At 72.0% G+C, this 25714-nt stretch carries 22 protein-coding genes; 9 read left to right on the top strand and 13 right to left on the bottom strand.

Translation table 11 applies throughout. The annotated features are described in order from the left end of the window. Positions 1-129 precede the first annotated feature (129 nt). On the bottom strand, positions 130-3057 hold the full coding sequence (gene secA / locus O7624_RS11010) for a preprotein translocase subunit SecA (protein ID WP_282239937.1): 2928 nt from the start codon (positions 3055-3057) through the stop codon (positions 130-132). Between the two features lie 169 nt (positions 3058-3226). On the opposite strand from secA, the gene O7624_RS11015 reads away from it, so the two are divergent. Continuing rightward, positions 3227-4369: a GNAT family N-acetyltransferase gene (locus O7624_RS11015; protein ID WP_282239938.1), complete on the top strand. Its 1143-nt coding sequence runs from the start codon at positions 3227-3229 to the stop codon at positions 4367-4369. After that, positions 4369-5496, top strand: coding sequence for a GNAT family N-acetyltransferase (locus O7624_RS11020; RefSeq protein ID WP_282239939.1), 1128 nt, complete (start codon positions 4369-4371; stop codon positions 5494-5496). The genes O7624_RS11015 and O7624_RS11020 overlap by 1 nt, the downstream gene beginning before the upstream one ends. Before the next feature lie 73 nt (positions 5497-5569). Here O7624_RS11020 and raiA read toward each other — a convergent pair whose 3' ends face one another. The 5 genes from raiA to mtrA form a co-directional block, all read right to left on the bottom strand. Continuing rightward, positions 5570-6220, bottom strand: coding sequence for a ribosome-associated translation inhibitor RaiA (gene raiA, locus O7624_RS11025; RefSeq protein ID WP_093406573.1), 651 nt, complete (start codon positions 6218-6220; stop codon positions 5570-5572). A 248-nt stretch (positions 6221-6468) separates the two neighbouring features. Continuing rightward, positions 6469-7131: a phosphoribosyltransferase family protein gene (locus O7624_RS11030; protein WP_282240605.1), complete on the bottom strand. Its 663-nt coding sequence runs from the start codon at positions 7129-7131 to the stop codon at positions 6469-6471. 43 nt (positions 7132-7174) lie between these two features. Beyond that, positions 7175-8974: an LpqB family beta-propeller domain-containing protein gene (locus O7624_RS11035; protein ID WP_282239940.1), complete on the bottom strand. Its 1800-nt coding sequence runs from the start codon at positions 8972-8974 to the stop codon at positions 7175-7177. Then, positions 8971-10740 carry an MtrAB system histidine kinase MtrB gene (gene mtrB / locus O7624_RS11040; RefSeq protein ID WP_282239941.1) on the bottom strand — a complete coding sequence of 590 codons (1770 nt, stop codon included), beginning with the start codon at positions 10738-10740 and terminating at the stop codon, positions 8971-8973. The genes O7624_RS11035 and mtrB overlap by 4 nt, the downstream gene beginning before the upstream one ends. Before the next feature lie 13 nt (positions 10741-10753). Next, positions 10754-11443 carry an MtrAB system response regulator MtrA gene (gene mtrA, locus O7624_RS11045; RefSeq protein ID WP_093406568.1) on the bottom strand — a complete coding sequence of 230 codons (690 nt, stop codon included), beginning with the start codon at positions 11441-11443 and terminating at the stop codon, positions 10754-10756. A 208-nt stretch (positions 11444-11651) separates the two neighbouring features. Between mtrA and O7624_RS11050 the strand changes: the two genes are divergently transcribed. The 5 genes from O7624_RS11050 to O7624_RS11070 are packed head-to-tail and all read left to right on the top strand — an operon-like array spanning position 11652 to position 16729. Then, on the top strand, positions 11652-12494 hold the full coding sequence (locus O7624_RS11050) for a hypothetical protein (RefSeq protein ID WP_282239942.1): 843 nt from the start codon (positions 11652-11654) through the stop codon (positions 12492-12494). Next, positions 12491-13063 carry a DUF4129 domain-containing protein gene (locus tag O7624_RS11055; protein ID WP_282239943.1) on the top strand — a complete coding sequence of 191 codons (573 nt, stop codon included), beginning with the start codon at positions 12491-12493 and terminating at the stop codon, positions 13061-13063. The genes O7624_RS11050 and O7624_RS11055 overlap by 4 nt, the downstream gene beginning before the upstream one ends. Further along, the gene (locus O7624_RS11060; RefSeq protein ID WP_282239944.1) at positions 13060-14439 is read left to right on the top strand and encodes a DUF4350 domain-containing protein; all 1380 of its coding nucleotides are present in this window, start codon (positions 13060-13062) and stop codon (positions 14437-14439) included. The genes O7624_RS11055 and O7624_RS11060 overlap by 4 nt, the downstream gene beginning before the upstream one ends. Next, positions 14436-15422: a MoxR family ATPase gene (locus tag O7624_RS11065; RefSeq protein WP_282239945.1), complete on the top strand. Its 987-nt coding sequence runs from the start codon at positions 14436-14438 to the stop codon at positions 15420-15422. Before O7624_RS11060 ends, O7624_RS11065 begins: the two co-directional genes overlap by 4 nt. Further along, positions 15419-16729 carry a DUF58 domain-containing protein gene (locus O7624_RS11070; RefSeq protein WP_282239946.1) on the top strand — a complete coding sequence of 437 codons (1311 nt, stop codon included), beginning with the start codon at positions 15419-15421 and terminating at the stop codon, positions 16727-16729. The genes O7624_RS11065 and O7624_RS11070 overlap by 4 nt, the downstream gene beginning before the upstream one ends. A gap of 37 nt (positions 16730-16766) precedes the next feature. Here the strand turns inward: O7624_RS11070 and O7624_RS11075 are convergent, their stop codons facing one another. Next, positions 16767-17750, bottom strand: coding sequence for a stage II sporulation protein M (locus O7624_RS11075; protein ID WP_282239947.1), 984 nt, complete (start codon positions 17748-17750; stop codon positions 16767-16769). 41 nt (positions 17751-17791) lie between these two features. On the opposite strand from O7624_RS11075, the gene O7624_RS11080 reads away from it, so the two are divergent. Together O7624_RS11080 and O7624_RS11085 are read left to right on the top strand one after the other, a co-directional pair. Beyond that, entirely contained in the window at positions 17792-18685 is an 894-nt protein-coding gene (locus O7624_RS11080; RefSeq protein ID WP_232511307.1) for an RDD family protein, read from the top strand. Beyond that, positions 18682-18834: a hypothetical protein gene (locus O7624_RS11085; protein ID WP_282239948.1), complete on the top strand. Its 153-nt coding sequence runs from the start codon at positions 18682-18684 to the stop codon at positions 18832-18834. Before O7624_RS11080 ends, O7624_RS11085 begins: the two co-directional genes overlap by 4 nt. A 120-nt stretch (positions 18835-18954) precedes the next feature. Here O7624_RS11085 and ahcY read toward each other — a convergent pair whose 3' ends face one another. The 6 genes from ahcY to O7624_RS11115 form a co-directional block, all read right to left on the bottom strand. Next, entirely contained in the window at positions 18955-20454 is a 1500-nt protein-coding gene (ahcY, locus tag O7624_RS11090) for an adenosylhomocysteinase (RefSeq protein WP_282239949.1), read from the bottom strand. Positions 20455-20746: 292 nt separating this feature from the next. Continuing rightward, the gene (gene manA, locus O7624_RS11095; RefSeq protein ID WP_282239950.1) at positions 20747-21904 is read right to left on the bottom strand and encodes a mannose-6-phosphate isomerase, class I; all 1158 of its coding nucleotides are present in this window, start codon (positions 21902-21904) and stop codon (positions 20747-20749) included. A 3-nt stretch (positions 21905-21907) separates the two neighbouring features. Beyond that, a complete protein-coding gene (locus O7624_RS11100; protein WP_282239951.1) occupies positions 21908-22861 on the bottom strand; it encodes a cation diffusion facilitator family transporter in 954 nt (317 codons plus the stop codon). After that, a complete protein-coding gene (locus O7624_RS11105) occupies positions 22858-24054 on the bottom strand; it encodes an SIS domain-containing protein (RefSeq protein WP_093406547.1) in 1197 nt (398 codons plus the stop codon). The genes O7624_RS11100 and O7624_RS11105 overlap by 4 nt, the downstream gene beginning before the upstream one ends. Further along, complete coding sequence (locus O7624_RS11110) at positions 24051-24233, bottom strand: Trm112 family protein (protein WP_093406545.1); 183 nt, start codon at positions 24231-24233, stop codon at positions 24051-24053. The genes O7624_RS11105 and O7624_RS11110 overlap by 4 nt, the downstream gene beginning before the upstream one ends. 62 nt (positions 24234-24295) lie before the next feature. Further along, positions 24296-25675 carry a phosphomannomutase/phosphoglucomutase gene (locus O7624_RS11115; protein ID WP_282239952.1) on the bottom strand — a complete coding sequence of 460 codons (1380 nt, stop codon included), beginning with the start codon at positions 25673-25675 and terminating at the stop codon, positions 24296-24298. Positions 25676-25714 lie beyond the last annotated feature (39 nt).

Here is a 25714-nt window from a genome sequence, read left to right on the forward strand (position 1 = left end):
CCACGACCTGACCGTCGCGGACGGGAGGCCGGACGAGAACGCGCCCGATTCCCGAGCGAGTGGCCGTGTCCGCGGTGCGAGGCCACTCGATCAAGGATCGGGCGCGATCTTTCGGAGTCGGGTGGATTCCTAGCCGGCCGAGGTGCCGCCGGGCGCGCCGTGGCAGCGCTTGTACTTACGACCCGAGCCGCAGGGGCACGGCGCGTTGCGGGACGGTCCGTTGCTGGCGGTCGCCTGCCCCGGTGCGGGCTGGCGGGAGTTGCCGACCGGTACCGCCGGACCGCGCAGACCACCGGCAGGACGCTGCGGCGCGGTCGGTGCCGTGCGCCCCGGTGCCGCCGGGGCGGCCTGGTCCGGACGGCCGATGCCGAGCGCGGGAGCCCGCTGCTCCTCACGCTGCACGGCGACGCCACCGGCACCGGCCTCACCGTCGATGGTGGGCGCGGAGTACTGAAGCCCCTGCTGCTGCGGCGCACGACCCAGGCCCTTGGCCCGGATCTCCACCGGCTTCTCCAGCAGCTGGACCTCCTCGGCCTCCGGCTCCGGCTCATTGACCTGCACCTCAAGGTTGTAGAGGAAACCGACAGTCTCCTCCTTGATGCCGTCCATCATGGTGGCGAACATGTCGAAGCCCTCGCGCTGGTACTCCACCACGGGGTCGCGCTGGGCGTACGCCCGCAGCGAGATGCCCTCCTGGAGGTAGTCCATCTCGTAGAGGTGCTCACGCCACTTGCGGTCGATGACCTGGAGCAGCACCATCCGTTCCAGCTGCCGGGTGCCCTCGGCGCCGAGTTGCTCCTCACGCCTGTCGTACGCGGCGTTCGCATCATCCTTGAGCCGGGCGAGCAGGAAGTCGGCGTCGATGCTGGCCCGGGACCCGCCAGCCTCTTCCTCCAACTCCTCGATGGTGATGCCCACCGGGTAGAGCTGCTTGAGGCTGGACCACAACTGCTCGAGATCCCAGTCCTCGGCGTAGCCGTCCGAGGTGGCCCCCCGGACATACGCCTCGATGGTGTCGTTGATCATGTTGCGTACCTGGTCGGAGAGATCCTCGCCGTTGAGTACACGCAGCCGCTCGGCGTAGATCACCTGGCGCTGCTTGTTCATGACCTCGTCGTACTTGAGGACGTTCTTGCGGATCTCGGCGTTCTGCCCCTCGATCTGAGCCTGGGCGCTCTTGATCTGGCGGGTGACCATCTTCGACTCGATGGGCACGTCCTCCGGGATGTTGAAGCGGTCCATGACCGCCTCCACCGCACCGGAGCGGAACCGCTTCATCAGCTCGTCCTGCAGGGACAGGTAGAACCGCGACTCGCCCGGGTCGCCCTGCCGGCCGGACCGGCCACGCAGCTGGTTGTCGATCCGCCGGGACTCGTGCCGCTCGGTGCCGAGCACGTAGAGCCCACCGGCGGAGGCGACCTCCTCGGCCTCCGCGTCGCAGGCCTGCTTCCACTTCGGCAGGACCTCTTCGAGGGCCTTGTCGTACTCCTCGGCGTTCTCCAGTGGGTCCAGCCCGCGCTGGCGTAGCTCGTTGGCCGCGAGGAACTCGGGGTTGCCGCCGAGCAGGATGTCGGTGCCCCGGCCGGCCATGTTGGTGGCCACCGTGACCGCGCCCTTGCGACCGGCCTGGGCGACGATCTCCGCCTCCCGGGCGTGGAACTTCGCGTTCAGCACCGAGTGCGGGATGCCCCGGCGGCGCAGCAGCTGGGACAGGATCTCGGAATTCTCCACCGAGACCGTGCCGACCAGCACCGGCTGACCTGCCTGGTGCCGCTCGGCGATGTCCTCGATCACCGCGTTGAACTTGGCCTGCTCGGTCTTGTAGATGACGTCGGCCCGGTCCTCGCGGATCATCGGCCGGTGGGTCGGGATGGTCACCACGCCGACCTTGTAGACCTTGTTGAACTCGCCCGCCTCGGTCTGGGCGGTACCGGTCATGCCGGCGAGCTTGTCGTAGAGGCGGAAGTAGTTCTGCAGGGTGATGGTGGCCAGGGTCTGGTTCTCCTGCTTGATCTCCACCCCCTCCTTGGCCTCGATCGCCTGGTGCATGCCCTCGTTGTAGCGGCGACCGTGCAGGATCCGGCCGGTGAACTCGTCGACGATCAGGACCTCGCCGTCGCTGACGATGTAGTCCTTGTCGCGCTTGTACAGCTCCTTGGCCTTGATCGCGTTGTTCAGGTAGCCGACCAGCGGAGTGTTCACCGATTCGTAGAGGTTGTCGATGCCGAGCCGGTCCTCGACCTTCGCCACGCCCCGCTCGGTGACCGCGATGGTGCGCTTGGCGTAGTCGACCTCGTAGTCGCCCTCGCCGTCCTTGCCCGACTGGAGACGCGCCACCACGGCGGCGAACTCGCCGTACCAGCGGGCGGAGTGCTCGGCCGGGCCGGAGATGATCAACGGGGTCCGGGCCTCGTCGATCAGGATGGAGTCGACCTCGTCGACCACGGCGAAGTTGTGGCCGCGCTGGACCAGCTCGTCCTTCGACCAGGCCATGTTGTCGCGCAGGTAGTCGAAACCGAACTCGTTGTTCGTGCCGTAGGTGATGTCGCACTCGTACGCCGCGCGGTGCTCGGTCGCCGGCCGGTTGGGCAGCACCACACCGACGGTCAGACCGAGGAACTCGTGCACCCGCCCCATCCAGGCGGCGTCCCGCTGGGCCAGGTAGTCGTTGACCGTGACCACGTGCACGCCCTTGCCGGAGAGCGCGTTGAGATAGACCGGCATCACCGAGGTCAGGGTCTTGCCCTCACCGGTCTTCATCTCGGCGATGTTGCCGAAGTGCAACGCCGCGCCGCCCATCACCTGCACGTCGTACGGCCGCTGGCCGAGCACCCGGGCCGCCGCCTCCCGGCAGACCGCGAACGCCTCGGGCAGCAGGTCGTCCAGGGTCTCACCCTCGGCGAGACGTTCCCTGAACTGCTCGGTCATGTCGCGCAGCTCATCATCGGTGAGGTTGACGTAGTCGTCCTCGATCGAGTTGACGGCGGCGGCGATCGCCTTGAGGCGGCGCACCATGCGCCCCTCGCCCGCACGGAGGACCTTTTCCAGAATCGACACGGATCAACGCTCCCCTAGACAGTCTCGAACCATCGTAGGCGTTCCATCGGGCCGATGGTCACTGGTGGCGTTGGTCGGCCGCCGCGAAACCGACATAACACTCCCCGCTCCCGTCCGCGTCCCGGTTATCCGGTTACGCCGTGCGCGAACGATCCGGCACGATGGCCCGGTGGAGCCCGTGGAGATCACCGAGGACGGCCTGCTGCTGCGGCCATGGCAGGCGACCGACGCCGACGCCGTCTACCGCGCCTGCCAGGATCCGGACATCCAGCGCTGGACCACCGTACCTCGCCCGTACCGGTACGAACACGCGCAGAGCTTCGTCGCGGACCGGGCCCGCCAGTGGGAACTCGGCACCGGCGCGGCCTTCGCGGTCTGTGACGCCGCCAGCGGCGAGGTGCTCGGTGCCTGCGGGCTCAACACCATCGACCGCAACCACGAACTCAGCGAGATCGGGTACTGGACCGCGCCGTGGGCGCGGGGCCGGCGGGTCGCCGTCCGCGCCGTCCGGGCCGTCGCCCGGTGGTCCTTCGACGAGCTGAAACTGCGCCGACTGCTCTGGGGAGCCGAGGTGGGCAACCACGCCTCCCGGCTGGTCGCCCTGCGGTCCGGCATCCGGATCGAGGGACGGCTACGGGCCGCCGACCCGGCCGGCGGCGCCCACGAGTGGTTCGGCACGTTGCTGCCCGGTGACGTACCGGCACCCGGCGAGGTCGGCCCGGCCGGTCCGGGCACCCTGGACGCCCGACGCGCGGCCGTCTTCGGTCGGCCCCAACCGACCCTGTTCGCCACCACCGGCACACACGAGCTGAGCCTGCGTCCCATGGACGAGCGCGACCTCGACGCGATCGTCACCACCTGCCAGGACCCGGATACGCTGCGCTGGACGACCGTGCCGGAGGGTTACACGCGGACGGACGCCGAGGATTTCCTACGGTTCGTGCGAGCCACCTGGGCCGCCGGCACCAGCGTCAACTTCGTCTTCACCGACCCTGCGGACCGGTACGCCGGCTCCATCGACCTGCGGCTGTCGGCCACCGACCCGCTGCTGGCCGACGTCGGCTTCATGACCGCGCCGCACGCCCGGGGGCGGGGCTACCAGCCGGCTGCGTTGGCGGCCCTGTGCACCTGGGGCTTCACCACCCTGGGGCTGGCCCGGATCGAATGGCGGGCCAACGTGGGCAACGTCGCCTCCCGCCGAGCCGCCGAGAAAGCCGGTTTCGCGATGGAGGGCACCGCGCGCGGAGCCCTCCACCACCGTGGCACCCGGGTCGACGCCTGGGTCGGTGCACTGCTCGCCGAGGACCTGTGATGACCGCGCCGCACCGCAGCACGCAGCGGATCGAGGCGTACGGGGTGCGGCTTCGGCCGTTCCGCCTCGACGACGTCGAGGACGTCACGGCCGGTTGCGCCGATCCGCTCACCCAGCGCTTCCTCGACGGCCTGCCCGACCCGTACACCGAGGCCGATGCGCGCCTGTGGATCACGGAGAGCGCGCCCGCCGCCTTCGCCGGTGGCGGCGCCGCTTACGCCGTCGCCGACCCGACGACCGACCGGCTGCTCGGCACCGTGGGTCTGAGCCATGTGGTGCCGCAGCGGGGCCAGGCCGAGATCGGCTACTGGGTGGCACCGTGGGCGCGCGGCCGAGGGGTGGCCACCGCCGCCACCCGCGCCCTCTCCGAGCACGCGTTCGCCACCGGCACCGCACGGTTGGAGTTGCTCACCCGGGTGGAGAACACGGCCAGCCAACGGGTCGCGCTGGCCGCCGGCTTCCGTCCCGAGGGGGTACGCCGAGCCGCGTTGGCAGTTCGAGGCGGCGGCCGGCGGGACCGGATGGTGTGGGTACGGCTCGCCGACGACCCGCCCGGACCGGCGGAGCGCCCGCTGCCGGACCTGCCCGACGGTCGACTCACCGACGGGCTGGTCGTGCTGCGTCGGCTCGGACCGGACGACAACGAGCAGATGTACCGCCTGCACAGCGACCCGGAGGTGGTGGCCAGTCGGGTGCCCCCGGAGGCGCCGACCCGGGATGAGATCGAGCGACGCTGCCACGGTGCGGAGAGCCAGTGGCTGGTCGGCACCGCCGCGGCGATGACCATCCTCGACGCCGCCTCCGGGGAGTTCGCCGGCAGCTGCATGCTCCTGCCCGACCAGCCCGCCAGCGGCCAGGCGATGCTCGGTTACAGCCTGCTGCCGGAATGGCGCGGACGCGGCTACGCCACCCGCGCGGTACGGCTACTCGCCCGGTGGGGGTTCGACCACGTCGGACTGTCCCGGCTGTGGGCCGGCACTCTGCCGGAGAACGCCGCCTCCCAGCGGGTGCTGCAGAAGGCCGGATTCCGGCGAGAGGGGCTGTTGCGCGGTCGGCTACCCGGCGCGGCGGGTAGCCGGGCCGACTCGACGGTCTACGGCCTGCTGACGACGGATCCGTTGGGCTGATCCGGGGACCCGACGGCCCAGGTCCGCGACGGCGCCCGGGTCGGGTGGCTACCGACCCGGGCCGCCGTCACGGTCAGATGTCCAGCGAGATGATGCCGTAGTCGTAGGCGTGCCGCCGGTAGACCACGCTCGGGCGGCCGGATTCCTTGTCCTGGAAGAGATAGAAGTCGTGGCCCACCAGTTCCATCTGGAACAGGGCGTCGTCGATGGTCATCGGCTCGGCGGGGTGCACCTTCTCCCGGGCGATGTGCCACGGCTGGTCGTCGGCGTACTCCTCCTCGGGCCGCTCGGCCAGCGCGGTGGCGGTGCTGGTCTCCGCGGCGGCGCTGCTGGTCTCCGCGGGGGCGGACAGCGCGGGAAGGTCGGTCACCGGCAGGCCCGCGGTCGCGGCCGCGACCGACAGCGGCGCGTGCCGGCCCCGGTGTACCCGACGCCGGTCGGCCGCGCGACGCAGCCGGGAGTCGAGCTTGGCGATCGCCGAGTCCAGCGCGCTGTAGAAGTCGCTGGTGCAGGCCTCGGCCCGAATCACCGGGCCACGTGAATAGCAGGTGATCTCCACCCGCTGGCAGTGATCGGCCTGGCGCGGATTGCGCTCGTGGAACAGTTCGACATCGACACGAATGAGCTTGTGGTCGTAGCGTTCGATCTTCGCAAGCTTGTCTGCTACGTGCACCCGGTAATGGTCCGGCACTTCGACGTTACGGCCCTTGACCACGATGTCCACGTGACCTCCCTCGTTCGGACGGTCTTCGATCCGGAACTCCGGTCGCGCCCGGGGGACGGCCCCATTCGGCGTCGACCGGTCAATACGGCTACGCCTCCTCTCACCGCCGGGAGCGGGTGGGATGGCCTTCCTACCCCCGACAGCCAAACGCTAACTCCTGTTAGCCCGACAGTCACCCCCGGTCGCCAAGACCGCCCGGAGAATTTCCACACCTCATACACGAAGGGGTGAAACGGAAACACGATCGGTCACTGTTGGTGCCTTTTCCGTGTCGCGGCCAGCACCGCCGCCCCGTACGGCGACAACCCGCGCACGGTCAGTACCCGGCTGACCGCCGCGAGGGTCGCCCCGGTGGTGACGATGTCGTCCAGCAGGACCACCCTCGCCCCCGCGATGGCCGGATCGCGGCTCGAACGGGCCCGGAAGGCAGCCGTGGCCGCCGCCGCCCGCCCGGCGCTGTCCAGCGTCACCGAGTCCGGTCGGGGTGCGGCACGTACCGCGTTGTGCACCCGGACCGGCCAGCCTGCCACCCGCAGCCGGCGGGCGCAGTGCCGGGTCAACCGGCTCAGGTGATCGCCGTAGCGGGCCCGGGCCGCCGCCGGGGTGTCCGGCACCGGCACCAGCAGCACCGGCCCCACCGAACCGACCGCCGCAGCGACGACCTCGGCGAGCAGCGCACCCAGTGGCCGGGCAAGACCGTGCCGGCCGTGTTCCTTGTACGCCAGCAGCGTCTCCCGCAGCGGCCCGCCGTACGCACCCAGGGCGTGACAGGGCGGCAGACCCGGCGGGGCCGGGACGGGTCGCACCGGCCCCGGGCGCAGCGCCCGCAGGGCGGTGACGCAGTCGGGGCAGACCCCGTGCCGCAGGCCGGGGCGGCGTTCCCGACAGCCGGCGCACTCGGTGGGCAGCACCAGGTCGGCCAGGTCCGCCCAGAGCCCGCCCGTCACGGCCTGCTCAGTAGAGGAAGACGGGGGCGGTGGGGTTGCCCGGACGCACCCCCGCCGGCGGCGGTGTCACATCCTGGACCTGGTCGCGGTTGATCCGGTCGAACGGGTTGCTGCGGTACGCCACCCCGTTCGCCTCGTACATGAACGAGCCGGCCAGCGGGGACCGCTCGGCGGTGGCCGGGTACGCGGCGAGGTGGTCGACCTGGCTGCCGGTGTCCTCCCGCAGCGGGGTCTCCAGGGCACCGTCGACGGTCACGTCGTAGATCGCCGGGCGACCCGCCGAGCCCGCCACCAGCAGGCGGTTCGCCGCCGACCAGTCCACTGCGGTGGCGTCGGTCAGCGAGCTGACCAGCCGTCGGGCCGGGCCCACTGTGGGTACGCCGCCCTCCCAGTTGATCGCGGCGACGTGCAACGTGCCGTCGACGATCAGCGCCAGCCGGTGCCCGTCCAGGGCTGGGGCCACCGCGGTGACCCGGCCCGGCAGGCTGAGCTGCACCTGCCGCGTCGCCGCCTGGTCATCGAAGCGGTAGAGCCGGCCGTCGGCGACCACCAGGCCGGTCGGGCGGGCGCCGTCGCTGCGAATCCAGACCGGGCGGCTCATCTCGGCGTACCTGCTGGGACCGGTGGTGAGGGTTTCCACCACGCCGCCGCTCCGCCCGACGGCCAGCCGCTGCCGCCCGTCCTCACCGGCCATCACGACGGCGACCAGGACGTCAGCGTCGACGCGACGCAGTCCGGCCGAGACGATGTCGTGGTTGACCTCGGGCGCCACCGGTACCGAGCCGGCGGCCTCGCCGGCCACCGTCAGCGAGTGGATCGCCCCCTCGTAGACGCAGTATCGCCGTGCGTTGACCTCGATCAGGTCCAGCGGGTTCAGCCGGCGCTGCTCCGCAAGGTCGATCACCTTACGGGACTGGTTGAGGATCTTCACCTCAACGGTGCCGTGCAGCTCCCGCAGGGACCACGCCAACTGGGTACCGAGCTGCTCCAGCCGCCGCTCGTCAGCGCCCGGCATGTCCAGGTTTACCTCCCACCGGCCGTCTGAACCGGTGGCATTGTTGATCATCTCGGTGCGGTCGGGCAGACCGGAGACACCGATCCGCAGCCAGTCCGACGGGCCGGCGGTCAACCACCGGACGACCTCGCTCACCCGCCGCTGCGGTGGTACGGCCGAGGAGAGGTACCGCTGGTCCGGCACGAGCTGGGTGCGGTCGGAGTTCCAGAAGTAGATCGCTTCCGCCTGGTAGTACCGGCGCAGCGCGTCGTCGCTGAGCAGCAGCACGTTCGGCGGGTCGCTGACGTAGTAGCCGGCGTCGTCCTCACCCACCGGGCCGGCACTGATCAGCCGGAACTCGTACGTCGACTCGGTGGCCACCGGCGGCACCAGGATCCCGTTGGCCCGCAGCAGCCCGACCTGCTGCACGCTGATGGTGACCTTCATGCTGTCCACGTCCGGTTCGATCACCGGATCGTCGGTGAGCCGCACCACCGACAGCGCCACCTCGCTGCCCTGCTTGTCCGGCAGCCCGTTGCGGTCCGCGGTCGCGATGAACCGCTTCACCCGCTCGTACGCCCGGTCGGGCTCGCCGGCCGCCGCGGCCAGGAAGTTGCGCACGAACGCCTCGGCGTCGCTGCCGCTGGCCTCCCGCGTCGGTGGCTCGGTACCGCGTCCCAACGACCAGTTCGTCTCCGCGGCCGGCCCACGCTGCTCGATCTGCACCTCGCTGCGGTCGGGGATCCCGCAGCCGGCGGCGACACCCAGCACCAGCACGCCGGTGAGGACCCCGGTCAGCAACCGTCGCCTCACGAGCCCACCTCCGCGCGCGGCTGTTCGGCCGGCGGCACCGCGTCCGGAGCCGGGCCGACGGCGAGCGCGCCGGCCGGGCCGGGCCCGATGGCCAGCAGCCCACCGGCAGGCGCGCCACCGAACGGCAGCGTGGCGTCGGCCGGCACCAGCCGCAGCGGCGAGGTGGTGAGCCGATCGCCGGCGCGTGCCGGCAGGGTGAGCCGGAACTGCGCGCCCTGCCCCGGTGCACCCCACGCTTCCAGCCAGCCGCCGTGCAGTCGGGCGTCCTCCAGGCTGATCGACAGGCCCAGGCCGGTCCCGCCGGTCTGCCGGGCCCGCGACGGATCAGCCCGCCAGAACCGGTTGAAAACCAGCTTCTCCTCGCCCGGCTTGAGCCCGACGCCGTGGTCGCGGACGGTAAGCGCGACGGCGGTCTCGTCCATGCCCAGGGTGATCCGCACCGGCCGGCCCTCGCCGTGCTCGACAGCGTTGCCGACCAGGTTGCGCAGCACCCGTTCGACCCGTCGTGGGTCGATCTCGGCGATCACCGGGGCGGTCGGGACGTCAAGCTCGATGGCCACCCCGACCCGCTCGGCCAGCCCGGCCAGCCGGTCGGCCACCCGGTGGACCACCGGCACCAGATCGGTCGGCTCGGCGTCGAGCACCGCGAAGCCCGCGTCGAACCGGCTGATCTCCAGCAGGTCGGTCAGCAGTTCCTCGAAGCGGTCCAGCTCGGCCTGGAGCAGCTCGGCGCTGCGTGCCACCGCCGGATCGAACTCGTCGCGTTCGGCGAAGATCAGATCAGCGGCCATCCGTACCGTGGTCAGCGGGGTCCGCAGTTCGTGCGACACGTCGGAGGTGAACCGACGTTGCAGTCGGGACATTTCCTCCAGTCGCAGGATCTGCCGTTGCAGGTTGGTGGCCATCTGATTGAACGAAGCCGCGAGCAGCGCCAGGTCGTCCTCGCCGTTGACGGCCATCCGCTGGTCGAGCAGGCCGGCCGAGAGTCGCTGGGCGGTCCGGGCGGCGACCCGTACCGGAATCACCACCAGCCGGGTCACCAGGGCGGCGAGCAGCCCGAGCAGCAGCACCAGGGCGACTCCGGTGGCCACCACGGTGGCCCGCGCCTGCGCCGCCGTGGTGTCCTGCAGGGTCAGCGGCACGAAGTAGTAGAGCTCCACCTGGCCGAAGCGGGTCGGCACCGGCGAGCCGTAGACGAGGTACTTCGCCTCGGCGTCTCCGGTGAGCCGGCCGGTGCGGATCTGGTTGGCCACGTTCCCGTCGGCCACCGCGGCGCGCAGCTCGGGGCTGATCAGGGGCCGGACGTTCGCCGACGGTGAGGTGCGCGCCTCGATCACTCCGGGCCAGTTGTCCGCGGTGAGGGCCACCACCACGCCGCTGTTCTGCTGGGGGTCGCCACCGGCGAGGTAGTTGACCGTGCCGTCGATCGTCTCCTGGAGCTGCGCCTCCTGAGGCTGGCTGTAGAGGCTGAACTGCTTGGCCGCGTACTCCGCGCCGTTGAGCAGCCGCAACTGGACGTCGGTCTTGGCATTGTCCAGCAGAATGCTCGTGATCTTGTCGGCGATCAGGTAGGCGAATCCGCCGACCAGCAGGCTGGAGGTCACCAACGTGATGGTCACCACCCGCACCTGCAACGACCGGCGCCAGGTCTGGTGCAGCCTCGCCAGTGATCGGGCCAGTCGCCCGCTCACCCCACGCCACAACTCCCACGCGGCACCGCGCCGGCGGGAGGTCGGGTCGAGATCGGGGATCGGGGAGGTGGTCACAGTGCGACCAAGGCTATCCGGTGCCCGCCTTGTAGCCCACGCCGCGAACGGTGAGGATGATTTCGGGGCGCTCCGGATCCGGCTCGATCTTGGCTCGTAGCCGCTGCACGTGCACGTTGACCAGCCGGGTGTCCGCCGCGTGCCGGTAACCCCAGACCTGCTCGAGCAGCACCTCCCGGGTGAAGACCTGACGCGGTTTGCGGGCGAGTGCGACCAGCAGGTCGAACTCCAGCGGCGTCAGCTTCACCTCCTCGCCGTTGCGACTGACGGTGTGTGCCGGTACGTCTATGGCGATCTGGTTGCCGGGCGGGCCGATGGTGAGCAGCTCCGGCGCGGCGTCCTCGCCGCGGCGCAACCGCGCCCGCATCCGGGCCACCAGTTCCTTCGGCTTGAACGGCTTGACCACGTAGTCGTCGGCACCCGACTCCAGACCGAGCACGACGTCGACCGTGTCGCTCTTGGCGGTCAGCATCACGATCGGCACTCCGGACTCGCCCCGGATCGCCCGTGCCACGTCGATACCGCTCATTCCGGGCAGCATCAGGTCAAGCAGGACGATGTCGGGCCGATTGTCGCGGAACGCGGCCAACGCCCGTTCCCCGTCCGCCACGAACGAGGGCATGAAGCCTTCGCTGCGCAGCACGATGCCGAGCATCTCGGCGAGCGCGGGGTCGTCGTCGACCACCAGTACCCGGGCTCTCATGGGGTTAATGGTTCCATCCCGTCAGTTCGGTGGGCTCGGCGTCACCCGCACGCTACTGCCGTCAGGTGGGCCGTGCCCAGCACCGCTCGGTTCTACCGCCCGCACGTGCCACCCCGGGGGCGGGTCTGCACCCCGGGTGACCGCGCGTGTCAACATGATCCCCGGGTGCGCCGCAGCGCGCCACCATCACCGCCTCCCAGGAGTACGCGTGCCCGAAACAGGCCCGACCGTCGTACTCCCCGGTCGCCCGCTCACCAGCGGGGAACTGCTCGACTCCGCGGTGCTGCTGCTACGCGGCCAGGCAGCGGTCCTGCTGCCCCTCGCCGCCGTGCTGGCCGCCGGTGAACAACTCCTGCTGCTGCCCCTACGGACCGCCATGGGTGCCACCGGGCCGCTGTGGTGGCCGTCCGGCCTGAGCGAGTTCGGCATCTTCTGGTTCCTGCTCGCCCTCGGCGCGGCAACCGAAGCAATGATCATTCTGCTGCTCGGCAACCCCGCCGCCCACGCCGCCGCCGGCGCGCTGGTCGGCGGGCGCTCCGCCGCCACGGACGCATGGGGGTCCGGCGGCCGCTGGGGCGCCACCGTCCTGCTCTGTCCCGCCGTCGGCGCGGTCATGCTGCTCGCGTCCCTGCTCGGCCCCGTCTGGTTCATCGGATTCGCCCTGTTGGGTGCGGTGGCACCGGCGCTGGTGGTCGACCGGGTCGCACCGGTACGCGCGATCAACCGCTCCGTCGCGCTGGCGCTGCGCCTGACCGGGCGGGCCGCCGCGCTGCGGGTACTCGGCTACCTCGTCTGGTGGATCATCCGGGTCGGGCTCGGCTGGGGGTTGTTCACCGGGGTGACCGCACTCGACCTGGTCACCGAGGGCTGGACCGATGCCGTGGCGATGCTGGTCTGGGCGGCCGTGAACACGGTCGCCTATGCCGCCTTGGCCTGCCTGGACGCGGTCGTGCATCTGGAGACCCGGATCCGCACCGAGGGCCTGGACATCCGGCTCGCCCGGGCGCCCGCCGCACCGCGTACCAAGGACCTGCTGGCGGTCGGCGGATGAGCATCAGCCGCTGGTGGACCGAAACCACCGCAGCCCTCGGCGACCACCTGCCGCTGCCGCTGGCCACGCTGCTGCTGGTGCTGGCCACGGCGCTTACCGCGACGGCCTGGTACACCTTCCCCGCCTGGCTGCCCCGCCGGCTGCCCCGGCCGCGCCGACGCCGCCGCACCGAGGGCACGGCGCGGAAGCCCGAGACCCCGCCGGTGACCGTCGCCCCACCGCCTTCGGCCGGCCCGGTCGGCACCGAAGTGATGGCCGACCGGCTGGCCGCCGAGGGCCGCTACGACGAGGCGGTCCGCGAGCGGTTGCGCGGCATGCTCCACCAGCTCACCGATCGGCGCGTGGTGCAGGTCCGGCCCGGTATGACCGTCGCCGAGGTGGTCACCGAGGCCAGCGCCCACCATCCACCGGCCGAACCGCCGCTGAGCGCCGCCGCCGCCATCTTCTCGGAGGTGTGGTACGCACAGCGCCCGGCCACCGCCGAGCACGATCACCGGATGCGCGACCACGCCGGTCGGCTGGGAGACCTGCTCGCCGCGGCCCCGCCAGCGAAGGACGACGACCGGTGAGCGCACCCGGGCGCCGTCACCGGATCATCGTTCCGGTGCTGGTGGGGGTACTACTGATCGCGGTCACACTCGTCACCCGCGAGATCGACCAGCCGGACCAGACCGACCGGGGCTTCCTCTCCCCGGTGGTGACCGAGGACCACGGTGGCAGCCGGCTCGCCGCGATCCTGGGCGAGCGCGGGGTGACGGTGCACCGGGAGACCGACACCCTCCGGGCGTTGCTGGCCACCCGACCCGCCCCGACCACCCTGTTCGTTCCGGCGCCCGAGCTGCTGCACCCGCGCACCGTCGGCTACCTGGGTCTGTTGCCCGGAGGCACCCGGCTGGTACTGGTCGACCCGCCCCGGCGGGTGCTGGCCGCCGCCGGGCTGCCGCTGCGCCCGGCAGGCCGACGGTGGGCGACCCGGGCCGTGTCGCCGCACGGCGTCGACGGCTCCTGCCCACTGGCCGAGGTCACACCCGCCGCCACCGCCGCCGTCGCCCGCCAGCGGTACGCATCGACCGGCGCTCCCGGCGGCGTCGATCTCTGCTACGCCGGCGGGCTGGCCCGCCTGCCCGGCGCCGCCGAGAGCGTGGTGGTGGGCGCCAGTGACCCGTTCCGCAACGGCCGGATCGACGAATGGGACAACCTCGTCTTCGCCACCGGGCTGCTCGGCACCTCCGGCCGGGTGGTCTGGCTCGACCTGGACGGCCCGGCGCCGCCGCCACCCGAACCCAGCCCGGCACCCACCCGGCCGCTGCCGGAGCGCGACGACGACATCGACGACCCCGGCGAACCGGAGGACTCGGACAGCGGGGAGAGCGGCGAGACGGCACCGGGTGGCCGTCCGGGCGGTGAGGCGTCCGGCCCCGGCTCACGGGGCTCCTCCGGGGAGCCCAACCCGCTCTGGTCGGCCTTCCCGCCGTGGTTCTGGGCGCTGCTGCTGCAACTCGGCCTGGCGGCGCTGCTGATCGCCATCGGCCGGGCCCGCCGGCTCGGCCCGCCCACGCCGGAACCGCTGCCGGTCTCCGTGCCCGCCGCCGAGACGGTCCTCGGCCGGGGCCGGCTCTACCAACGGGCGCGAGCCCGCGAGAGCACCGCCCGACTGCTCCGGACCGCGACGCTCGCCCGGCTGGCACGACGGGTGCACCTGCCCGCCGAGGCGCCGCCCGCCACGGTCGCCGCCACCGTCGCCGCCCGCACCGGCGACCGGCCCGACACCATCCACGAGCTGCTCTACGGCGACGCGCCCCCAACCGACCGGGACCTGCTGGAGCTGGCCGGTGAGCTGGACCGCGTGACGCGTGCCGGCGGGCCGAGCCCCGCGCAGCCCGTCGCCGACCCGCCGGCCCCGCCCCGGCTGCCGAAGCCCCGATCCGAAGGAGACCACCGGTGACCCGACCCGCGACGACCGTGGACCAGCTCGCCTCCGATCCCACCCGGGCCGCGCTGCACCGGCTCCGCGCCGAGGTGGCCAAGGCGGTCGTGGGCCAGGGGGGCGTGGTCACGGGGCTGATCGTCGCCCTGCTCTGCCGTGGTCACGTACTGCTGGAGGGCGTGCCGGGGGTAGCAAAGACGCTGCTGGTGCGTACCGTGGCCGCCGCACTGGACCTGACCTCACGGCGGGTGCAGTTCACCCCTGACCTGATGCCCGGCGACGTCACCGGCTCGATGGTCTTCGACGCGCGGACCGCGGCGTTCACCTTCCGGGAGGGGCCGGTCTTCACCAACCTGCTGCTCGCCGACGAGATCAACCGCACGCCACCGAAGACCCAGTCCGCGCTGCTGGAGGTGATGGAGGAACGGCAGGTCACCGTCGAGGGCGAGCAACGCGTGCTGCCCGATACGTTCATCGTCGCCGCCACCCAGAACCCGGTGGAGTACGAGGGCACCTATCCGCTGCCGGAGGCCCAGCTCGACCGGTTCCTGCTCAAACTCACCGTGCCGCTGCCCAGCCGGGACGAGGAACTGGGTGTGCTCCGGGCCCACCACGCCGGTTTCGATCCCCGGGATCTGACCGCAGCCGGCGTACGCCCGGTGGCGGACGCGGCCGACCTCGCCGCCGCACGTGCGGCGGTGGGCCGCGTGCACGTCGCCGAACCGCTGCTCGGCTACGTCGTCGACCTGTGCCGGGCCACCCGCGCCACCCCGGCCCTGGAGTTGGGCGCCTCGCCGCGCGGTGCGACGGCCCTGCTCGGCACCGCGAAGGCGTGGGCGTGGCTGAACGGACGCGATCACGTGGTGCCGGACGACGTCAAGGCGATGGCCCGACCGACCCTGCGGCACCGGCTGCGCCTGCGGCCGGAGGCCGAACTTGAGGGTGTCGGGGTGGATCCGATCCTGGACACGGTGCTGGCCACCGTGCCGACTCCGCGATGACCTGGCGGGTGGCGGCGCTGCTGGCGGCAGGGGCGCTGACCCTGCCGGCGTGGCCGGCACCCTTCGTCGGGGTGGCGGTGATGGTCGGCGTGGTGCTGCTGCTGGTCGGGCTCGACCTCGCGCTCGCCGCGCCGCTGCGGGCGTTGACCGCCGAACGCACCGGTGAACGAGCCGTACGGCTCGGTGGCACCGCCACGGTCACCCTGTACCTGCGCAACGCCTCCGGTCGGCCGCTGCGGGCCCGGGTCCGCGACGCCTGGGTGCCCTCGGCCGGGGCCCGGCCGGAGGTGCCGCCGACCCGGGTGGTGCGGGCCGCACCCGGTGAGGTGCTGACACTGCCCAGCCACCTCACCCCCACCCGTCGGGGCGACCGACCCGCCGTGGCCCTGACCGTCCGCTCAGTCGGGCCGCTCGGGCTGGCGTTCCGCCAGTGGGGTGGCCGGCCGGGTACGCCGCCGTGGACCCTACGGGTGCTGCCCCGCTTCGACTCGCGCCGACACCTGCCGGAGCGGCTGTCGCGGCTGCGCGTCATCGACGGGACACAGGTCGGTCGGGGACGCGGACCGGGCACCGAGTTCGACGCGCTGCGGGAGTACGTGTCCGGCGACGACGTACGGTCCATCGACTGGCGAGCCAGCGCCCGGCGGGCCGAGGTGCTGGTCCGCACCTGGCGGCCGGAGCGGGACCGGCGGCTGGTCTGCGTGCTGGACACCGGGCGCACCTCGGCGGTGCGGGTGGGCGACGAGCCGCGCTTGGACGCCTCGATCGAGGCGGCGCTGCTGCTCAGCGCGTTGGCGGCGCGGGCCGGTGACCGGGTGGACGTGCTCGCGGCGGACGCCGTACCCCGGGCCTCGGTCGGTGGTGCCGAACGGCCCGGACAGTGGAACCGGCTGGCCCACGCGCTTGCTCCGTTGCAACCCACGCTTGTCGAGACCGACTTCCGGCTGATCGCCGGCGAGTTGCTCCGGCGGCACCGCCCGCGCAGCCTGGTGGTGCTGCTCACCGCCCTGGAACCCGGCGCGCTCGGCGACGGTCTGCTGCCGGTGCTGCCTCGGCTGGCCGCCCGGCACCGGGTGTTGGTGGCGGCGGCCCAGGATCCGGTGCTGACCCGACTCACCGCCGCGCCCCCGCGACGTCCGGCGGACGCGTACGCCGCAGCTGCCGCCTGGCGCACGCTCGCCGAACGCGACCGCCTCACCCAGGCACTCGCCCGCCACAACGTCACAGTGGTGGACGCCCCCGCCACCCACCTGGCCCCCGCCCTGGCCGACACCTACCTGGCCCTGAAATCCCAAGCCCAACTCTGATCCACCCACCCCGCTCCGCCCCGCGTTGATCACGAGGTTAGCGGCGAAGTTGATCTCCATGAGTGCCGTCAACTTCATGATCAACGGGGTGGGTGCGGGGGCCGAGGAGGAGGACGTAGGTGAGGAAGGCGAGCCAGATGGTGGCGCCTGTGGCGATGCGTAGGGGGGTCGGCAGGGGGGCGGGGGTGATGAAGGCCTCGATCAGCGCTGCGACGGCGAAGAGGGCGACCAGACCGACGGCGACCAGCACGCCGTCGCGTCCCGCCCGGGCCACCGCCTGCCCCCGGGTCAACTGCTCCGGCGGCGCGATCCACGCCCACCCGATGCGCAGGCCCACCCCGGCGGCGACGAACACGCCGGTCAGCTCCAGCAGGCCGTGCGGGGTGATCAGGCCGAAGAAGACGTCCGCCCGGCCGTAGGAGACCATCACCCCGCCGACCACGCCGATGTTTATCGCGTTCTGCCAGAGCAGGTAGCCGACGGGCACGATCAGCACCCCCGCCGCCAGACACTTCGCCGCCAACCAGGCGTTGTGCGTCCACAGGTGGAAGGCGAACGTCGGCGCGGAGAACTCCGTGTAGTAGCCGGCGAAGCCGGACTCGACCAGGTTGGCGGCCTCGTCGTCGCCGATGAATGCCGCCGCCGTCTCCGGGTTGTCCGCCACGAACCACATCAGGGTGAAGGTGAGCAGGGTGAAGGCGGTCGCCACCGCGCACCACCACGGCGCCGCCCGCCAGATCGCGCACGGCAGGCCGACCAGCAGGAATCGCCGTACGGCCGACCAGGAGGGTCGGGGCCGACCGGTGAGCCGCGCCCGCGCCCGCAGCACCACCTGGGACAGCTCGCTGACCAGAGCCGGGTCCGGCGAGCGGCTACGCAGTACCGACAGTTGAGTGGTGGCCCGCTGGTAGAGCGCGACCAGTTCGTCGACCTCGGCCGGGTCGAGCCGCCGCTGACCACAGAGCTGATTCAGCCGACGCCACTGCCCGCCGTGCTCCGCGACGTACGCGTCGACATCCACCGGCCACCTCCGACCGCGCGATCATAGTGTTCACTGTCGGGGTGAGCACAGCGGCGCGAGCGTGGACCGCCCCGGGTTGGGGCGACGCCGGGCTGGTCAGCGGCGAGGCCGTCGAGTTGGACGTGCGGGCCGCGCGGGTCGGCTCCCGGGTGCTCGCACTCCTGCTCGACGTGCTGGTGCAACTGGTGGCCGGGCTGTTGCTCGCCGCGCTGGCCGGGCTGGCCCTGGCCGCCCTGCCGTACGGGATGCTCGACGCGGCGATGGAACGCGCCCTGCTCACCGTCGGGCTCGTCCTGCTCCTGGTCGGCTATCCGGTGCTCTGTGAACGGTTCAACGACGGCCGGACGCCGGGCAAGGCGGTGGTCGGGCTGCGGGTGGTGAGCCTCGACGGCGCTCCCGTCGGGTTCCGGCAGTCGCTGACCCGGGCGCTGGTCGGGGTCGCCGTGGAATGGCCGGGTCTGGTGCTGCCGCTGCTCTCCTGGGCGGTCGGGCTGACCGTGATGCTCAGCGACACTCGCGGCCGACGTCTCGGCGACCTGGCGGCGGGCACCCTGGTGGTGCACACCCGGCCCGCGACGAGGTGGCGGCCGGTGCCGGCGACGGTGCCGGAGCTGGCCGGTTGGGCGTACTCGCTGGATCTGAGCCGGCTGGACGCGGGGCTGGCGCTGGCCGTCCGGCAGTACCTGGCCCGGGCCCACGGGTTCAGCGAGCCGGCGCGCGGCGAGTTGGCCCGGCTGCTGTGGGGGCAGGTCGCCGCGGTTACCAGCCCGCCGCCACCGGCCGGGCGATCGGAGGTGGCCTGTCTGGCCGCCGTCATCGCCGAGCGGCACCGGCGGGCCCGTCGCCTCCTCGCCGGTGAACGCACGCTCACCGAGGCGCTGTGGCAGCAGTTCCGGGCCACTCCCACCGATGATCCACCTGGGCGGTCGGCATGAAGGGTTTCGGGCCTTGGCTCGCGGTGCTCGCGGTGGTGGTGCTACTCAGCGCACTGCGGCTGCGCACCCTGGCGGCACTGGTGTCGGTGGCCTGGCTGCTCTGGTGTGTATGGACGTGGATCCGCCCCACCCGCCGCCGTACCCGCTGACCACCGCTCACCGGCCCGGATGATCAGGCGGCAGGCCCTGACGTCGGCCGCCGCGCCGCGACCCGGACGGCCACCTCCGGGGTCGGCCGGTGCGGTCGGCCCCGGAGGTGACGTCGATGCTCAGTAGCGGTAGTGGTCCGGCTTGAACGGGCCCTCCACGGCGACGCCGAGGTAGGCGGCCTGCTCCTTGGAGAGCGTGGTCAGCTTGGCGCCGAGCGCGTCCAGGTGCAGCCGGGCGACCTTCTCGTCGAGGTGCTTGGGCAGCACGTACACGCCGATCGGGTACTCGTCGGTCTTGGTGTACAGCTCGATCTGGGCGATCGTCTGGTTGGCGAACGAGTTCGACATGACGAAGCTGGGGTGGCCGGTGGCGTTGCCCAGGTTCAGCAGGCGCCCCTCGGAGAGCACGATGATCGCGTGGCCGTCGTCGAACTTCCAGAGGTCGACCTGCGGCTTGATGTTCTCCCGGGTGACATCCGAGCGCTTCGCCAGGCCGGCCATGTCGATCTCGTTGTCGAAGTGGCCGATGTTGCCGACGATGGCCTGGTGCTTCATCCGGGCCATGTGCTCGTTGGTGATGACGTCATAGCAGCCGGTGGCGGTGATGAAGATGTCAGCCTGCTCGACCACGTCTTCCATGGTGGCCACCTGGTAGCCGTCCATCGCCGCCTGGAGCGCACAGATCGGGTCGACCTCGGTCACCACGACCCGGGCACCCTGGCCGCGCAGCGACTCAGCGCAGCCCTTGCCCACGTCGCCGTAGCCGAACACGACGGCCATCTTGCCGCCGATGAGCGTGTCGGTGGCCCGGTTGATGCCGTCGATGAGCGAGTGGCGGCAGCCGTACTTGTTGTCGAACTTGCTCTTGGTCACCGAGTCGTTGACGTTGATGGCCGGGAAGAGCAGCGTGCCGGCGCGGTGCATCTCGTAGAGCCGGTGCACGCCGGTGGTGGTCTCCTCGGTGACGCCCTTGATGCCGGCGGCGATCCGCGTCCACCGCTGGCCGCCCGCAGCCAGCGAGCGGTGCAGCAGGCCGAGGATGACCGCGTACTCCTCGGAGTCGGCGGACTCGACCGGTGGCACGGCGCCGGCCTTCTCGAACTCGGCACCCTTGTGGACGAGCAGCGTGGCGTCGCCACCGTCGTCCAGGATCATGTTCGGGCCGTCCCCGTCGGGCCAGTCGAGCACCTGCTCGGTGCACCACCAGTACTCCTCAAGGGTCTCGCCCTTCCAGGCGTACACCGGGACACCTGACGGCGCGTCGACGGTGCCCTCGGGGCCGACGACGATCGCGGCGGCGGCGTGGTCCTGGGTGGAGAAGATGTTGCAGGACGCCCAGCGGACCTGCGCGCCGAGCGCGACCAGGGTCTCGATCAGGACGGCGGTCTGGATCGTCATGTGCAGCGACCCTGTGATCCTCGCTCCTGCGAGCGGCTGCGCGTCGGCGAACTCACGCCGGATCGCCATCAGGCCGGGCATCTCGTGCTCGGCGAGGCGGATCTCCTTGCGCCCGAACTCGGCGAGCGACAGATCCGCCACCTTGTAGTCGCCCTCGGCGACAGTACGCGGCCGGACCTCGGACGACGTGCCAGTGGCGGACGCCGGGAGGGTGCTGGTCATGAAAGCTCCTGTCGGACGATGGTGCTGCGCAACCTCCCACCTTACGCGGGTTGACGGCGCGCGGTCGGGGTGGTTACGGACAGCGCACGGGGCGGCCGGTGTGGACGTGTGCCGCCCATCTCCGTCCGCCCCGTGCATCCCCCCGGTTTGGTTCCCCCGCGCGTTCTCGGACCATCGTCGCGATAACGCTACGCACCTATAGAGTCACACTGAGCAAGTGCCGAGTCAAGCTATTCCGGGAAAGTCGGACTTGTCGGTCGCCAGCTGACCTCACCCAAGAACCGCAGCCGACTCAGACCTGACCGGTGGAGGCGACGTACGTCTCACCCTCACCGGTGACCGTGAGTGAACCGCCAGCGGCCGGTCCCACCGCCGCCCGGCCGGAGCCGAGAGTCACTGGCGCCACCCCGTCGGTCACGGTGATCCGGCCGGCGGTGCAGAGCACCACCCGGGGGCCCGGCACCGCCAACGTCACCTCGGACCGACCGTCGCCGACGGTCACCCGGTGCAGCGCGAAGTCGTCCACCGGCACCGGCCAGGTGACCACCCCGTCGGCGACCTCCCGGGGCGCGACCACCGGCCGGTCGAGCACCTCGAAACGGAGCACCCGCAGCAGTTCGGCCACGTCAACGTGCTTCGGGGTCAACCCGCCCCGCAGCACGTTGTCGCTGGCGGCCATCACCTCCACCCCGGTGCCGCGCAGGTAGGCGTGCAGGTTGCCGGCCGGCATCCAGATCGCCTCACCGGCGGCCAGCCGCACCCGGTTGAGCAGCAGGGCCACCAGCACTCCGGGGTCGGCCGGGTACGCCTCGGCCAGCAGGGCCACCAGGTCCGCGTCCGGGCCGTCCGCCGCCCGGGCCGCCGCCACCAGGTCGGCCCGCTCCGCCGTCGGCCACTCCAGGAGCCGGCGTACGGCCTCGGCCAGTCCCGCCGGCCCGGCGGCCAACGCGTCGAGCACCGGCCGCAGCTGTGGTACGCCCAGCGCGGCGAGCGCCCGCGCCGAGGCGGCGGGATCCCGGAACCCGCACAGCGCCTCCATCGGCCCGAGCGCCACCAGCAGCTCCGGCTTGTGGAACGGGTCGACGTAGTTGCGGTGCCCACCGGAGCGGACCTGCTCGGCGGCGTGACCGGCCCGCGCCTGTTCGGCGTCCGGATGGGCCTGAAGGCTCAGCGGGGCCGCCGCGGCCAGCACCTTGAGCAGAAACGGCAGCCGGGGCCCGAACCGGTCGAGCACCGGGCGGCCGAGCCACTGGACGGGCTCGGCGGCGAGTACCTCGGTGAGCGCGATCCGCCCGCCGTCACGCTCGACGGCGGCCGGCGCGCCCGGATGCGCACCGAGCCACAGCTCCGCCTCGGGTACCGCGCTCGGCGCCGGCCGCCCCTGAAGTTCGGCGATCGCCGAGCGGGAACCCCAGGCGTAGTCCTTGATCGGCCCGTACAGCGGTTCCACCGGTCAGCTCCCAACCTGCCCGGAGGTGGTGGATGACCCGGCCGGGAGCCGGTAGATGTCCGGTTCGAGGTAGATGACCCGAGCGACCGGCACGGCGGCCCGGATCCGCTCCTCCACCGCGTCGATGCCCTGGGCCACCTCCTCGGCGCTCTCGCACCGCGACACCGCGACCTTCGCGGCCACCATCAACTCCTCCGGACCGAGGTACAGCGTCTTCATGTGGATGATCCGCTCCACCTCGGGGCCGGCGGTGACCGCCTGCTCGATGGCCGAGACGTCCGCCGGCTCGGCCCCCTCCCCCAGCAGCAGACTCTTGGTCTCCACGGCAAGCACGATCGCGATGGTCACCAGCAGCAGGCCGATCATCGCGGTGCCGGCCGCGTCCCAGCGGCCGTTGCCCGTGGCCAGGGTCATGCCCACCCCGAGCAGGGCGAAGACCAGACCGACAAGCGCGCCGAAATCCTCCAGCAGCACCACCGGCAGCTCCGGCGCCTTCGACCGGCGAATGAACCTGGTCCACGACTCACGGCCCCGGACCAGGTTCGACTCCCTGATCGCGGTGCGGAAGGAGAACGACTCCATCACGATCGCCGCGAGCAGCACGGTCACCGGCACCCACTGCCAACTGGTGATGCCGTGCGGATCGGACCACTTGTGCCACGCCTCGTAGAGCGCGAACAGACCGCCCAGGCTGAACAGCACGATCGCGACGATGAAGGCGTAGACGTAGCGCTCCCGCCCGTAGCCGAACGGGTGTTGCGGGGTGGCGGCCCGCCGGGCCCGCTTGCCGCCGAGCAGCAGCAAGGCCTGGTTGCCCGAGTCGGCGACCGAGTGGATGGACTCGGCGAGCATCGACGACGAGCTGGTCAACAGGAAGGCCACGAACTTCGTCACGGCGATGCCGACGTTGGCCAGCAGCGCCGCGATGATCGCCTTGCTGCCACCCTGGGTGCTCACTGGTTGGCCAGTTCCTTCATCTCGGTGATCGCCGGGACCGCCATCGGGTCCAGGCCGTGCGCCAACGCCAAATAGATCGACGCGAAGTCCGGCACCGCCACCAGGGAGGCGAGCCGCTCCAGCGCCGAACCGCCCTCGGCGGTGACCACGTCGCACCGTACGCCCCGCCGCTCGGCGAGGGTCTGCACCGCGTCCGCGCGCCTTTCCTCGACAGCGAGGGGCTCGTCGGCGTCGTCCTCGGCGTTCAGGCCACCGTCGCGCAACAGCACCAACCGCAGTCGAGTGCCCGCGCCGTCCGACTCGTCCGGATCGGCGAAGATGTCCCGCTCTCCCTCGGCCAGACCCCCGAAAACGCCATCGAGCAGTCCGACCCGGCCGCGCCCCGCCTCGCCGAGCGCGCCGGTGACCACCGGGTACCGGGCGTTGGCCGACAGGGTGTCGCCGAAGCGGCGTGCGGCGACCGCCGCCAGCGGAGACGAGCCCCACACGATCGGGATCGACCCGGCCAGCCCGAGGGCGAGGGATTTCGCCGGATTGACGAAGGATTCGGCGGTGGGGCGACTGCGGTCCGCGTCGGCGTCCAGCCGGGCCGCCGTCTCCGCCAGGTCCGCCTCGTTGACCTTGACCAGGCCCAGGGCCCGGGCGGCGAGCAGTACCGGCACGGTGAGGCCCCAGAGGCTGGCCCGGGCCGGTGCCCGCCGGGGTACCGGGATGAACGGGGCGCGGGCCCGCTCGGCGACCGAGTGCAGTTGCGAGTCCGCCGGACCCACCGCGACCAGCCGGGCACCCCGCCGGTGAGCGGCCTCGGCGGCACCCAGCGCCTCCGGGCTGCGACCGGAGGCGCTTACCGCGATCACGACGTCGGCCGCGCCGACCCAGCCGGGCACGCCGGCGAGGCGGTGCGCGATCACCGGTACCGGGCACCGCGGTCCGGCGACCGTGGCCAGCACGTCACCGGTGCGTCCGGCGGTGCCGATACCGGCGATCACCACCGCCCGGGGACGTCCGTCGTCGGCGAGTACGGAGAGGTTCGCCTCGGCGGCCAGGGCGGCCGACTCGCGTACCTGTGCCCCCGCCGAGGCGGTGTGCCGCAGCATGCCCCCCGGATCGCGCTCGGCGAGCGCCTGCGGGTCGTCGAGCAGTCGTTCGTCGGCGTTGCGGTGCCCGCTGACGCCGGCGGTTCCGTCGATCACGATCCCTCCGCAGGGCCGCGCGCCTCGTCCAGCAGCAGCACCGGCACATCGTCGCGGACCTCGAAGATCCGGCCGCACTCGGTGCACGTCAGCGTCTGGACCTGCGCGTCGTAGGTCAGCGGGGCATGGTGTGTGTCCGGGCAGGCAAGGATTTCCAGCAACTGCGGGTCGAGGGCCACTGCGCGGCTCCTTCCACGTGTGCGGCTTCACCGGCCGGAGGTGCCGACCGGCGCGAGCGATCTTATCGGCGAACCAGGTCGAGCACCTCGTCGCGCAGTGCGGTCATCCGCCCGGCGGTCGGTGCCTCGACATTGAGCCGCAGCAGCGGCTCGGTGTTCGAGGCGCGCAGGTTGAACCACGCCCCATCGGCAAAGCGCAGGGTGAGACCGTCCATCTCGTCGGCTTCGGCCTCCGGGTACGCGGCACGCACCTCGGTGACCTTGGCCGCCTGGTCCGCCACCGTGGAGTTGATCTCACCCGAGGCGACGTACCGCTCGTACTCGGCGGCCAGCGTGGACAGCGGCAGCGGCTGCTCGCCGAGCGCCGCCAGGGTGTGCATCGCCGCCAGCATGCCGGTGTCGGCGAACCAGAAGTCCCGGAAGTAGTAGTGCGCCGAGTGCTCCCCACCGAAGACCGCGTTGGTACGCGCCATCTCGGCCTTGATGAACGAGTGACCCACCCGGGCCACCACCGGCTCACCGCCGTGCTCCCGAATGATCTCGGGCACCGCGCTGGAGGTGATCAGGTTGTGGATCACCGTCGAGCCAGGGTGCTTGGCCAACTCCCGAGCGGCCACCAACGCCGTGATAGCCGACGGGGAGACCGGCTCGCCGCGCTCGTCCACCACGAAGCAGCGGTCGGCGTCTCCGTCGAACGCCAGGCCGATGTCCGCGCCGTGCGCCACCACCGCGCGTTGCAGGTCGACCAGGTTGGCCGGATCCAACGGGTTGGCCTCATGGTTGGGGAACGTCCCGTCCAGTTCGAAGTACAGCGGCACGATCCGCAACGGCAGGGCCGCCAGAGCGGCGTCGCCGAGCACGCTCGGCACCGTGTGCCCGCCCATCCCGTTGCCGGCGTCGACCACCACGGTCAGCGGCCGGATGCCGGAGAGGTCCACAAGCGTGCGCAGGTGTGCCGCGTAGTCGGGCAGCAGGTCGCGCCGCTGCGTCGGCGCGGTCGGCTCACCGATCGGCTCGTCCTTGTCGAGCAGGGCCTGCGCCCGGTCGCGGACCTCGGCCAACCCGCTGTCCTGCCCGACCGGGCGGGCACCGGCGTGACAGAGCTTGATGCCGTTGTACTGCGCCGGATTGTGGCTGGCGGTGAACATCGCGCCGGGCAGTCCGAGTGAACCGGAGGCGTAGTAGACCATGTCGGTCGAGGCGAGCCCGATCTCGATGACCGGGCGGCCCTCGGCGCGTACCCCGGTGGCGAAGGCGGCGGCCAGCCCGGGCCCGGAGGCCCGCATGTCGTGCCCGATGAGCACCGCCTGCCCCGGCTCACCGGCGGCGTCGAGCATCTGGGCGAAGGCGACGCCGAGGGCACCGGCGACACGCTCGTCCCACTGGTCCGGCACCGTCCCACGGACGTCGTACGCCTTCACGATCCGGGACAGATCAGACACCGGTTCCACTCCTCGCCTGCGGGACGTCAACGAACCTGA

Origin of the sequence: Verrucosispora sp. WMMD1129 (assembly GCF_029581255.1) — a bacterium.
Classification (GTDB): domain Bacteria; phylum Actinomycetota; class Actinomycetes; order Mycobacteriales; family Micromonosporaceae; genus Micromonospora; species Micromonospora sediminimaris.

What these genes read in the sequence shown, in the direction of transcription:
- O7624_RS11070 (WP_282239946.1), top strand. Translation starts at nt 15,419, where the DNA reads ATGACCTGGCGGGTGGCGGCGCTGCTGGCGGCAGGGGCGCTGACCCTG.
- O7624_RS11020 (WP_282239939.1), top strand. Translation starts at nt 4,369, where the DNA reads ATGACCGCGCCGCACCGCAGCACGCAGCGGATCGAGGCGTACGGGGTG.
- mtrA (WP_093406568.1), bottom strand. Translation starts at nt 11,443, where the DNA reads ATGAGAGCCCGGGTACTGGTGGTCGACGACGACCCCGCGCTCGCCGAG.
- O7624_RS11085 (WP_282239948.1), top strand. Translation starts at nt 18,682, where the DNA reads ATGAAGGGTTTCGGGCCTTGGCTCGCGGTGCTCGCGGTGGTGGTGCTA.
- ahcY (WP_282239949.1), bottom strand. Translation starts at nt 20,454, where the DNA reads ATGACCAGCACCCTCCCGGCGTCCGCCACTGGCACGTCGTCCGAGGTC.
- O7624_RS11055 (WP_282239943.1), top strand. Translation starts at nt 12,491, where the DNA reads ATGAGCATCAGCCGCTGGTGGACCGAAACCACCGCAGCCCTCGGCGAC.